Raw genomic sequence first — 11,746 nt, forward strand, 5'->3', positions numbered from 1 at the left:
CACCGCAACGCAACACGGGGGGCAATGGAAGCTTCGGTCCCGTCTAAAATCGGAAACGGAGTGGACCTTACATCCGGTCATTTCGCTCGAGGATCTCGAAACACTCTACGAAATTGTTTCGAATAAATATCGCCGTAAACGCGCACCGTACAACCACGTCTTAGAACTCGAGAAGCTGATCGCAAAAGCGAAACTCGGTAAGTAGCTCAAATGCCGTTCGAGACGGCCGGCTTGGCGAGGAACGATTCGGACGACACGTATTGTCTGTTAAGCACATTGATCACGACTTCAATGCGTATCGTGACTCTGGTTCGATCTCGAACTCATCCGGCCAATTGGAAGGCTTGTATTGCAAGAGCGTGTCATTGTATCGCCGCACTGCTGACTGATGGATCCGACACGTCCCTGAATCGGATTCTCTGGCCGATCGGCTTGTTGGTTTCCTCCGCCGAAACAGGTGGGGAAACGGAACAGGCGACGGGTAGGTCTGCTTCGGAAAGAATTCTGCACACCACCATTTCCAAGTTAGCGAACGATGAATCGGTCCTGCGTGATCAGGGCTACTGCCTTCGGCGAGCACACGTTCCACTCGTGAATCGTCGAGCAAGACGCCGCCAACATCACGTGCTTGAACCAGCATCCATTCCAAGGCCGTCTTCGCCAAACCACTTTCGTCTTTGGGGTACCCGCCACCGACATCGCTATGCACCCCCGCAAACCAAACTTCTTCAAAGTCTTGATGCTTCCGACGTTTGAATAGGTTTTGCGCAAAGAATGCTCGATGCTCGTCGATTGAAACCGCGTGCCTGATGACATCGACGCTCGGATTGCTGGCGGTAAATGCGTACGACAAATAATCGTATGCCCACGACACGGAAGACACCGTGTCCCAGAGTCCTAAGAATAGGAACGGCTTTTCCTCGAATCGCTGTGAAAATTGTTTTCGGAAGCGGCCAAGATGGGCAAAGTCCAAACGGCGTCCTTTCCGCAACTCGATCTCCGCCATCGCATATTGTACGAGTTGCCGGTTACCGGGCTGCAGGATTCCCACGCTGTGCAACAGTGCGGCCACGACACGAGCCGCGTAGGCGCCGCGACTAAATCCGAACAAACAGATCCGGTCCCCCGGCTGATAGTGCTGTGCAATATACCAGTAAGCGTCTTCGATCGTCTTACGATAGCCGGCTCCGAACGCGAGTCCCATCGCTTTGCTGAACGCTCGGCCGGGACGGGTCAAAGCCATACTTGGACTGAAAGTACCAACCCCAGGCTGATAGAAGGCGACCTGCCGCTGCGCATCAATGACAAGCGAGTAGTGCAGCCGGAGCACATTGGTTTGATCGCTGTCGAATTGGTTCCCCGTCCCGTCGCAGCATACCACGATGTTTTTTACCAACGCTCGATCTCCATCATCAATCGCACCCGAATTCATGTGGCTGAATTTTACTCGATGTGCATCGAGCTAGGGTCAAGCGACTGCGTGTGTTATCAACCGATGCAGCGATTTTCATACTTAACGATCGACCAACGTCCCCAGCGATTCAGCGCAGGCGGATACAAATTGACCTTTGCGATTATTGTCCTCAAACCCAGCAAGCACCTCGAATCCCCTTCCCCGTAGTGGACGTGGCTACACGTCCCCGAAGCGGGATGAACAACAAAATCCCCCAGCACCGCCAACTAGCCCCTCCCTACTTCACTCCTGTTCAAATTCCCCTGGTCTTCGTCGACGCGTGTTCGTGGACGAGGTGGTCGAGATTGCGCGGTCGATTGAACAGGAGATAACAGAGGTAACAGAGTTTCGATTCCTGCTATGTTTCTGAAGCTTGGATCCACTGAACCTGAGCCTTGAATGCATCAAACAGTGCATGGGACTCCGTTTCCTCCCTTTCCTCCTGTTCAAATTCCCCTGGACTTCGTCGGCGCGGGTTCGTGGACTGGGTGCTTGAGATTGCGCGGTCGTTTGAACAGGAGATAACAGAGGTAACAGAGTTTCGATTCCAGCTATGTTTCTGAAGCTTGGATCCACTGAACCTGAGCTTTGAATACACCAAGCCGTGCATGGGACTCCGTTTCCTCCCTTTTCTCCTGTTCAAATTCCCCTGACCTTCGTCGGCGCGGGTTCGTGGACGGGGTGCTCGAGATTGCGCGGTCGTTTGAACAGGAGATAACAGAGGTAACAGAGTTTCGATTCCAGCTATGTTTCTGAAGCTTGGATCCACCAAGCCTGAGCTTTGAATACATCAAGCCGTGCATGGGCTCTCCATTTCGTCCGTTTCCGCCTGTTCAAAATCCTCCCCGGGTTGCTGCAAGGGGCCACTCAGGTTCAGAGACTTGCTTTATCAGAAAGAAGCGTAGATAACTGAATTTCAATTCACACTTCGTTTTCTCTGTTTGGAGCGTAAAAATGCACTCACTATTTGAAAAGGCCTCGGGACTCACTCACGATGTGATTGGCGCTGCGATTGAAGTGCACAAGGACAAAGGCCCCGGATTACTCGAATCGATCTATGAATGGTGTCTTACCAAAGAACTTGAAATCCGCGGACACAAAGCAGACAACCAACAACAAGTGATCGTTCAATGGAAGGGATTTCAGCGTGAGTACCCGCTCCGGTTTGACATACTCATTGAAGGATGCCTATTTGTCGAGGTGAAAGCAACTGAATCGGTCCAGCCCATCCATAAAGCACAGCTTCTGAGCTACATGAAATTACTAGACATTCCGATCGGGCTGATCATCAACTTTAACGTTCTCAAACTTACCGATGGCATCTCGAGGCTAATGCTGCCGGGAGCCAACCAAGCCTGAGGCCAAGTTATCAAGTCCCACGCAGGTCTTCCCTTCACTCGTGTTCAAATTCCCGCTCGGTCTTTGTCGGCGAGGGTCCTGTGCGGGGTGTTCAAGATTGCGCGGTCGTTTGAACAGGAGGTAACAGAGGTAACAGAGTTTTTGTTCCGGCTTTGTTGCTGAAGCTTGGATCGACCAAGCCTGAGCTTTGAATACATTAAGCCGTGCATGGGGCTCCGTTTCCTCCCTTTCCTCCTGTTCAAATTCCCCTGGACTTCGTCGGCGCGGGTTCGTGGACGAGGTGGTCGAGATTGCGCGGTCGTTTGAACAGGAGATAACAGTCGTAACAGAGTTTCTATTCCTGCTATGTTTCTGAAGTTTGGATCCACTGAACCTGAGCCTTGAATACACCATACCGTGCATGGGGCTCCGTTTCCTCCCTTTCCTCCTGTTCAAATCCCCCTGGCCTTCGTCGACGCGCGTTCGTGGACGAGGTGGTCGAGATTGCGCGGTCGTTTGAACAGGAGAGAACAGAGATAACAGAGTTTTTGTTCCGGCTTCGTTGTTGAAGCTTGAATCTCACCAAGCCTGAGCGTTGAATACACCAAGCCGTGCAGGGACCTCCGTTTCCTCCCTTTCCTCCTGTTCAAATTCCCCCCCGGTCTTCGTCGACGCGGGTTCGTGGACAGGGTGCTTGAGATTGCGCGGTCGATTGAACAGGAGATAACAGAGGTAACAGAGCTTTTGTTTTCTTAGCCAAGCAGCAGCGGTTTGCAGCGGTCGCTGGCGTCGGATGATCAATTCCACCAGCTACTCGGTAGGCCCGGGCCCAACAGCAAATGCATATTTGCGGTACAATCCTGCTCTACACTTCTGGAGAACACGATGAACATCTCTCGCCGAAAATTCTGTGGCACGCTCGCTGCCAGTCTCGCGGTGGCAAACGCCAGTTCGTATGCGAATGATTCAACGACCACGCCTCTGCGAGTGATCGCTTACAACATCTATGGACTTACAGGGTGGCCCAAGCAACGCCGCTTGGCGAAGCAGGCAGTGGCGAAAGGCCAAATGGCGCGGCGACTGGCGATGGAACTGGCTTTGCAGGAACCTGACATCATCAACTTCTCAGAATCCCCCGCAGAGGAACTGACTCAAGAAGTTGCGAAGCTGCTGGGAATGAATCACGTCCGCTTTGCGAGCGGCGGAAGCTGGCCAGGCACGCTGCTGAGCCGTTATGAAATTAGCGAATTTCACAACGCGCCGATGGCGACCGAACGACCAAAAGACTTGTTCACTCGGCACTGGGGAAGCGCCACGATCCAACTGCCCGGTGGTGAGCCACTCGTTGTTCACTCGGCTCATCTCTATCCCACCGCCGAGCCCACGGTGCGGCTGAAAGAGATTCGGGTGATGCTCGAATCGATGAAGCCGGATCTTGATGCCGGGCGGTCGATGCTTCTCATTGGCGATCTGAATCACGGACCTGACACCGAAGAATACCAGCTTTGGATCGACGCTGGATGGACCGATACATTCGCTCGCGTTGGCAAGGGCGACGGCCCGACGATCAAAGCGGATATCCCCAAGTGGCGGATCGATTACGTCATGGCCGCAGGGCCGATCGCAGATCAGATCGTTGAATCAAGACCGCTGTTCGAGGGCGCGTTCCGCTTGCATATCGACGACAAGGAATCGTTTGCCTTGAGCGACCACCTGCCACAATTGGCCGTGTTTGACGCAGTAAAACGCTAGCCAACTAACCTTCGTTGCTCCAAAACGCTTAACCCGGAGCATGACCAGCACCCAAAGTCTGCTGCGGGACAAACTATTGCGGGCGGTCGGCGCGGGGTGAGGCGGCGAGCAACATTAGTGCGACAACGGCACACAACAGCGTCGCTGCTTGGTAGCTGCCAAATCGGTCGTGCGAGACGCTGAACAAGTACGGGCCGACCGCAGTTCCCGCCACCACGATCGAGGTCGAAAATCCCGAGATCGCGCCGAGATGCGTGCGGCCATAGAACCGCGGCCAAGTCACTCCGGAAATGATTCCGAACATGCCTTGCATCAGCCCCATCCCCAACACCACAAAAACAACCGATGGCCCTGGCGACAAGAACGACAAACTCAAGGAAAGCATCACGATGCCTACCAACTGGACCATCGCCAAGTATTTCAACTTGACAAAGTCGCTGAGCCAGCTGCCGACAAATTCAACAACGACGCTGACACAGGCGGCCGGCACAAAAATGGCAACGGCCTGACTTCGCGACATTCCGCCATCGGCAAAGATCGAGACGACGTGAAACGAGAAGGCTGTTAACACCAAACCGGACATGACGACGCTGAACGTGAATACCCAAAAACTGTAGGTGCGTCGAGCTTCGGAAAGAGTGAATTGACGTCCGCTTAAAGTTTCGGCATGCGTCTTTCGATCCTTCTTGGCAAAGGGTCCGTCGGGCAGCAAACCGTGGTCTTCTGGTTTTGACCGACCGAAACAAAACGCGAGAAACGCGTAAACCGCAACGACCACCGCAATCGTTTGCCAAGCCCACGACCATCCGCCTCGTTGGATCAGCCATTCAAAAATGGGCGGAGTCACTGAGAAGCCAAAGGCGACCGAGATCCCGATGAACGCCAACGCCATTCCACGCCGCTGTTCAAACCACTCCAACACCATGTTCCGCGACGACAGCGTCAACATTCCCTGGCCAAAGAAACGCATCGCGAAAAATCCGAGCGTCAACACGACAAAGGACGTGTGATCACGGTACGTGGCAGGCAAGATTGATGCGACGGACTCGGCAATCACGGCGGAATAGCTCATTCCCGTCAACACGACCGCCAGCATACCGGCCGAGATCGCTGACACCCAGCGGCCGCCGAATCGGTCGTACCAGCGACCGGCGCGGGTGATCAACATCGCACTGGCGATCGTTCCGGCGAGGTAGGCGAAACTAATCCAGCTCCGCGACAACTGGTGTGCTTGGATCAGAAAGTCGGTGAACACCGACACGCCCACGGTCTGTCCTGGGGCACTCGCCAACACCCCCAACGTGCCACACACCATCACCACCGTGCCATAGAAGAACGGTAACCGAGTGGGATTGAAGGGAAAGTTGACCAACCGCGGGGGGTGATGAAGCCGCGGCGTTTCGCTATCAGAGTTCATACACGATGCCATCGCAATTCAAGGACGAAGGGATCATTGGAGTTCACTTCGCTCTGCAAGTCAGCGGGGATTGACATGACGATCCCGAACGACCTTGGCGGAGATCGTGGATTTGTCCTTCCCCCCGTCGATGCATTCAATGCCATCGACTTTAGTAGCGATCGCGGCGTCTTTCCCGCCCGCTTGCGGCGAGTAAAACGTTCGATTTTGACCGTGCGGGGTATCCACGCCGCTCCGCTATAAAAACCAGTGGCCGCAATCACCTCCGAGCGATACGAGATGCCCTGCGTCCTAGTGTGTTTCGGCGGCTTGCTTGCGTTTCGATCTTGTAATCGCGGCGGTATCGGCGTTCGCCCCGGTGTTCGGATCATCAACTATGATGGATGACACCGCAACCGGCACAACTGGCCCTCCCAATTGTCATCGACATCACAGGCAGACTTGAAAGTGACCCCTCGGATAACATTGCCCCTTGTCGGCCTCTTCGCCGCCCTGACTTCCACCGCGTTCTGCCAAGATCATTGGCCAGAGCATCGTGGGCCTCAGCGAAACTATCACCTGAGCTCGCAGACCGAGTACCCGACGGACTGGAGCGTCGCCACGGGCAAAAACATTCGCTGGAGAATGCCGTTGCCCGAAACAGGACACAGCGGCATCGCCGTTTGGGGCGACCGGCTGTTTCTGACCTGTTTCCGTCAACTGACCGCAGAAGACATCGGCCCCAAAGGAACGTGGGTATCGGAAACTCGCGGCTATTGTCTCGACGCGAACACGGGCAAGATCCTGTGGAGTTGTGATCTGCCGGGGCAGCGGCCGAACCAGGTCAACGGCACCTTCACCGATTCGACCACGCCAACCCCGGTGTCCGATGGCAAGCATGTTTGGTTCGTCAACGCGGGCGGCTTTATGGCGTGCCATACCCTGGACGGCCAACGCGTGTGGGGCAAGGAATTTGAAGTTCGCACCAAACATTCGGCGAAACAATTTCAACCGTTTTTGCACGGCGGCAACCTGTACTACGCAATGATGCGTGACGCGAGCGATCCCCAGCGCCGCGAACAAACGGCGACCGATTACGACAAGAACAGCAAAACCGGCTGGCCGTGGATGTACATCCGATGCTTCGATGCGCTGACCGGACAGCCGACCGCAATCATGCCGGACGGCATCAGCGTGCACAGCAAAGGTGCGCTCGGATTGCTGCACGGCGAGACCGTGTTGCTGCACGCCCGAGGCGGCAGTCACAGCCCTCCGGAAAAACCCTACGGTGTTAGTCTGTCTCGGCTGAACGACGCACACGACTTGGTCTGGGAACGACAGGGATTGTCGTTTGAAGGAACCGACTTTATCGACGAGAAGTACGCCTATTGTTTCGACCGCAACGATTTCTTCGTGCTCGATCTGGCAACGGGCGAGACCGTGAAGCGAATCCGCATTCGCGGCACCGGCAGCCTCATCGCGTTCGACGAAAACGCCGGCCGCTACCTAGAGCCCGCAGACGCGTCCGAACTAAAATCACCTCATCTGCTGACGCACCGCACCAACATCGGAGTTGGCAAGTACTACTTCTTCATAGGCGGCCAGCCAGGCATTTTGGGGCGGATCGATATCGAAACAGAGGAAGTCAGCTACCTGCAAGTGCCGGTGCAGGTCGTCATCGAGAACGGCAAGAAGAAGTTTTCGTGGAGTGAATTCAAATCCGGCGACATGACGGGTTCTGGATTCACGGTCGAAGGCGATAAACGCCGACTGAGTCACGGGTTTGGTCACATCTCGGCCGCCACACCGATTGTGGTGAATGATCGCGTTTACTTTTCAACCGTGCTGGGGACGGTCTACGTTGTCGATGCGACTGCAGAGCGTTTTGACGAAAACGCCTTGGTGGCAGTGAACGATCTTGGACTGCCAGGCGAGACGTGGACCTTGAGTCCCTTTTCGGCCGCACGCGGGCGTCTGTACCAACGCACCAGCCGCGAAATCATCTGCATCGGTAGTGGACCCTGAGTCAGAGTTAAAAAGCCGACTCCGTACCGACGTCATGTTTGAACTAGCGGCAAACCAACGCTGGGTGTTGGCCTTCGTTTGCGAAACCACATTGCAATCGCGACGATGCCGGCAAGGATCAATCCGGCAATCATCATCCATGATCCGGTTCGCGTCCGCGTGTATTGATAGTCCAGCGTACCTTGGGCCAAGGTGATGTCGGCGATGCTTTTCAGCAGCTCGTCACGCGTGACTTTGGTCGATGCAAAGTCGGGATTTTCGGACAACGCGTAGACCGTGATATGGTATTCCTTGACGCCGGGTCCTTTTGATCGCATCGGGTCATAGGTCGTGTGCCCTTTGTCGTTGTAGCCTGCGGTTCCAATCCCGCGCGCATTCGCTGGCAAACGGGTGACATCCTCTGGGATATCGTAAAGCAACCAATATGATTTAATGTCGCCGGGGCCGGGCGTATGCCACAGGTTGAGCGCATAGCACTGCGTCCCCTCCGGCCCCTTTGTCCATGCTAGCGGAGGCGATTGCCCCACTCCGTCTCCGGTGAACTCGATGGGCATTTCAGAGCCGGCAGCAAAGGCTGGGCTGGTGACCGTCAACATGGGCATCCCACTTGGTGAGTGATGGCTCAAATCGACGTCGGTTTCCGATGCATCCCGCTGTGGCAAGTAGGGCTTGCCCATGCGACTTTGATAGGACTCGGTTCGCGTATTTCCCGAGGGATCCTGAAACGTGAAATCGACGCTGCCATTTTCCTTGACGACATAATCGATCCTGCCTTTGCGTCCCGAAACGTCGTAGACAAGTTGAAATTGGTTGCCGGTTCGGCTGAACCCCGTGATCTTTGCATCGCGAAGGGGTCGCAGCGCAGGGCGTAGCGGTTCGGCCCGGGGTTGCGGATCGACTTGACCGTCACGCTTGGTGACTTCGCCATAGAAACCGCCATTCAGATAGGGATAGGTTTTCTGGGCGTGATAGTGGTAATTGCCGGAGGCATCTTTGTGTCCCCCCAGGCTGTCGAGCGGCGCGAAATCCGCAGTTTTCTGATCTTGATAACCAAAGATCGGATAGCCGTCCAAGGCATAGGCAATCGGATTGCAATCACCGGTTGTTTCTTCGAGATGGACCGGAGCAATGTGGTAGTGATAATCGTCCGCGCGACCACAATGACCACCGTACTGATCCAATTCGCCAAACAAAAATGCGTCGTCGCCACGATTGTTCAGCGGATTGAAGATTGGAACACCGTTGACTGCCAGCGCGATTGCACCACGCAAAAAGTCATTCTTGGTGGACATCGGATTCTTCGCCGGCACGGGGTGCAGCGGAATTCGCCAAGCGTTGTCGCCAAGGTACTTCTGTGGGATCGGAACCTGCTGTTGCCATGCGCGAATACCGATCATCATCGGATGTTCGGGCAGCCCATTGGAACCAACGTAAAAAAAATCATCGTCCCAACGCAGCTGCAGCATCCGCTCAAATGGCTTGAAGTGCTCGCCGATGGCCGGCATTGACTTGGCATCGGGCGTTTTTCGCTGATCGCTATCGCTCGGCCGATTCAACATCACAAGTCGCATATCGCGGTGCCGATTCAGAAGTTGGATCTCTTCTTGCCGAGCCTCGATCCAAGCTTGATCCGATGCGACCAAACGGTTGATCACGATCCGCGTCAACTTGCCATCTCCTCGGCGAATCTGGACATCACCATCGATGACGCAGACAAAGGTTCCGTGCAAGTGAGTGCCGTCGGCCGCGACTGACCATGTTCGTGACGCACTGGACACGGGTGAATCATCGTGATGGCCCCCTTCGTGTGCCGACAAATTCACCGAGCCGATGCCCAGCAATAGGCCAGCAACGAGGAGAGCGAGGTAGCGAACGTTCATGCGATTGATTTTGTGGTGAGAAAAATGTTTGGTTCGAAATGGCCCGGGCACTCAGCGATCGTACTGGTTCAACAACGGCAATGTCATCGCTTCGGTTTTCGAGGCGGAGCACTGGGAACGATGTCATTGAGATTCGAGAAATCGGGGCGAGATTTACCATCGGGCGGTGAGGTGACCACATGGCGAAAGATGACGGTGTTATCGAGTTCGATATCGTCAGTCCAAATGAATCTCGCTCCTGCGAAATCATGGGCAAAGAACGGTTCCTTCGGCCCCACTCGCTCCTGCGTATACTCTTTTGCATTCCCCCACGAGCGATCATCAAAATCGATCGCATACCAATCCTCGGGGATAGCCAGGTTTTCGACTCGCGGGTTTTTGGTATCACGATCAATCGGTCCGTGTGAAAACGCCTTCGCTTTCCAGTCGGAATTGGTGACGGTGCCATCGCCAAATTTCAGAATGAAACCGGCGTCCCCGATTTGGGTGTTGGCGTACTCCATGCCTGTTTCGGCATCGGCATTGTCCTTCGCCATCACGGCAATCGTCATCGGATAATCCGGCAAGATATCGACCGAGACAACGTTGTGCGGCATGAATTTAATCGAATCGACTGCGACCAATTCGCCGTTAATGTACATCACAAACCAATTGTCGGCGTAAAGATTCGCTTTGACGGTGTCGCTCAATTGAGGTTTGCCAATTTTGCCTCGAGAGAAAGTCGGATTCGACGAACGCTGAGCCCAAGCATATTGGGCTAGTTGGACGGTGCAGACGAGTGCTACGATTCCGACCATGCTAAAGACGAGTCGTTTCATATTGTCTTTCTCTCTATTACTCGAATTCCACGACACGTTCACGGTCGTGATGGGATTGGTGATCAAAATAGTCAGGTGCAAGCGTTCGCTCTTCGACCAAGGTCATGCTTAAGGTCACGTTATCGGGTCCATAGGGCATCTCGAAGAACCGCATCTGACGAATCTGGCCGCTTGCTGCGACGTAACGAATTTCGACTCGGGCAGGCCCTAGAAACCCTGGTTTCTTCACCGCCACCATTAACCGGCTGGGCTGAATATCCGCTTCGTCGATTGATGTTAAAGGCTCTCCGTCGACGGGGATGACGTGCAAATCGTAGGCGGTGTGCAACGCATCAAGTCCGTCATGAAGATTGTTAATCGGCAATGAATGCTCGTGACCGGGTAGGTCTCGATTGAATCGCGTCCGATCATCACTGAACCGCACCGGTCCATCTGGCCGCACGGCCCAGCTCGTCAACCCATTACTTCCTGTGATAAAAAATTCTCCTTGCCCGACTTTTCGCTTCAACACAAATTGGTGTGCCCCACGCACATCCAAGATCGCACCATCGAGCGATGGTTTGGGAGGACGATGATGCTCGGGCGACCTGCGTTCCCGGTCCCCTTGAGGCCTTCGAGTCTCTTCGACCGAAATCACAAACGTGCGATCCAATGATCGAGCATTGGCTTTCATGATTCGGTCCAGCTCCAATCCCGCCGCGGATGCAGTGGGAGCACTCCAGGAGTGCCAAAACAAAAAGGTGCCGAGCAACACAACGCACGCGGTCGTCGCCAAAGCAATCGGGGCACGTTTCCACCATTGGTCTGCAGAGGCGTTTGACTGCAACTGCACTTGTGGTTCGCATTGGTCTAAAGCCGCCAATTCGGTCTGTGCCATCAATTCATTACGTAGCCGGTCATGCAGCATCAATTCCGAGGCAAACTGTCGGGCATGCAGCGGATCCGATTGGATCCACTGGCTCAGCTGCTGCAGTTGCTGCTGGGACAGCAAATCGTCGAGGTATCCGTCAATCAAATCTCGCATGTCCGAGTTCATTGAACGCCAGCCTCCAAGCTTTTTCGCTGGACACATTCTCTTAGTTGA

General features: G+C 54.7%; 10 protein-coding genes. 5 read left to right on the forward strand and 5 right to left on the reverse strand.

Going from position 1 to position 11,746, the window contains the following annotated elements:
* The coding region (locus ABX962_RS18200) for a hypothetical protein (protein ID WP_372721459.1) at window positions 1–205 on the forward strand (205 nt) is incomplete at its 5' end.
* A 75-nt stretch (window positions 206–280) separates the two neighbouring features.
* Here ABX962_RS18200 and ABX962_RS18205 read toward each other — a convergent pair.
* The gene (locus ABX962_RS18205) at window positions 281–1,432 is read right to left on the reverse strand and encodes a DUF2235 domain-containing protein (protein ID WP_372721460.1); all 1,152 of its coding nucleotides are present in this window, start codon (window positions 1,430–1,432) and stop codon (window positions 281–283) included.
* 975 nt (window positions 1,433–2,407) lie between these two features.
* Here ABX962_RS18205 and ABX962_RS18210 point away from each other — a divergent pair.
* A complete protein-coding gene (locus tag ABX962_RS18210; protein ID WP_372721461.1) occupies window positions 2,408–2,812 on the forward strand; it encodes a GxxExxY protein in 405 nt (134 codons plus the stop codon).
* 864 nt (window positions 2,813–3,676) lie between these two features.
* Window positions 3,677–4,543: an endonuclease/exonuclease/phosphatase family protein gene (locus ABX962_RS18215; RefSeq protein WP_372721462.1), complete on the forward strand. Its 867-nt coding sequence runs from the start codon at window positions 3,677–3,679 to the stop codon at window positions 4,541–4,543.
* A 73-nt stretch (window positions 4,544–4,616) separates the two neighbouring features.
* On the opposite strand, the gene ABX962_RS18220 is transcribed toward ABX962_RS18215, so the two are convergent.
* Complete coding sequence (locus ABX962_RS18220; protein ID WP_372721463.1) at window positions 4,617–5,960, reverse strand: MFS transporter; 1,344 nt, start codon at window positions 5,958–5,960, stop codon at window positions 4,617–4,619.
* 75 nt (window positions 5,961–6,035) lie between these two features.
* Between ABX962_RS18220 and ABX962_RS18225 the strand changes: the two genes are divergently transcribed.
* Both ABX962_RS18225 and ABX962_RS18230 read left to right on the forward strand, forming a co-directional pair.
* A complete protein-coding gene (locus ABX962_RS18225) occupies window positions 6,036–6,203 on the forward strand; it encodes a hypothetical protein (RefSeq protein ID WP_372721464.1) in 168 nt (55 codons plus the stop codon).
* 204 nt (window positions 6,204–6,407) lie between these two features.
* On the forward strand, window positions 6,408–7,964 hold the full coding sequence (locus ABX962_RS18230; RefSeq protein ID WP_372721465.1) for a PQQ-binding-like beta-propeller repeat protein: 1,557 nt from the start codon (window positions 6,408–6,410) through the stop codon (window positions 7,962–7,964).
* A 32-nt stretch (window positions 7,965–7,996) separates the two neighbouring features.
* On the opposite strand, the gene ABX962_RS18235 is transcribed toward ABX962_RS18230, so the two are convergent.
* From ABX962_RS18235 to ABX962_RS18245, 3 genes are all read right to left on the reverse strand, one after another.
* Window positions 7,997–9,844, reverse strand: coding sequence for a YHYH protein (locus ABX962_RS18235; RefSeq protein ID WP_372721466.1), 1,848 nt, complete (start codon window positions 9,842–9,844; stop codon window positions 7,997–7,999).
* 83 nt (window positions 9,845–9,927) lie between these two features.
* A complete protein-coding gene (locus ABX962_RS18240; protein WP_372721467.1) occupies window positions 9,928–10,662 on the reverse strand; it encodes a hypothetical protein in 735 nt (244 codons plus the stop codon).
* 16 nt (window positions 10,663–10,678) lie between these two features.
* Window positions 10,679–11,746, reverse strand: a 1,068-nt coding sequence (locus ABX962_RS18245) for a hypothetical protein (RefSeq protein WP_372721468.1), incomplete at its 5' end; no start/stop codon positions are given.

Origin of the sequence: Novipirellula sp., from assembly GCF_041583735.1 — a bacterium.
GTDB lineage: Bacteria > Planctomycetota > Planctomycetia > Pirellulales > Pirellulaceae > Novipirellula.

What these genes read in the sequence shown, in the direction of transcription:
- ABX962_RS18215 (WP_372721462.1), top strand. Translation starts at nt 3,677, where the DNA reads ATGAACATCTCTCGCCGAAAATTCTGTGGCACGCTCGCTGCCAGTCTC.
- ABX962_RS18210 (WP_372721461.1), top strand. Translation starts at nt 2,408, where the DNA reads ATGCACTCACTATTTGAAAAGGCCTCGGGACTCACTCACGATGTGATT.
- ABX962_RS18225 (WP_372721464.1), top strand. Translation starts at nt 6,036, where the DNA reads ATGACGATCCCGAACGACCTTGGCGGAGATCGTGGATTTGTCCTTCCC.
- ABX962_RS18240 (WP_372721467.1), bottom strand. Translation starts at nt 10,662, where the DNA reads ATGAAACGACTCGTCTTTAGCATGGTCGGAATCGTAGCACTCGTCTGC.
- ABX962_RS18205 (WP_372721460.1), bottom strand. Translation starts at nt 1,432, where the DNA reads ATGAATTCGGGTGCGATTGATGATGGAGATCGAGCGTTGGTAAAAAAC.
- ABX962_RS18220 (WP_372721463.1), bottom strand. Translation starts at nt 5,960, where the DNA reads ATGAACTCTGATAGCGAAACGCCGCGGCTTCATCACCCCCCGCGGTTG.
- ABX962_RS18235 (WP_372721466.1), bottom strand. Translation starts at nt 9,844, where the DNA reads ATGAACGTTCGCTACCTCGCTCTCCTCGTTGCTGGCCTATTGCTGGGC.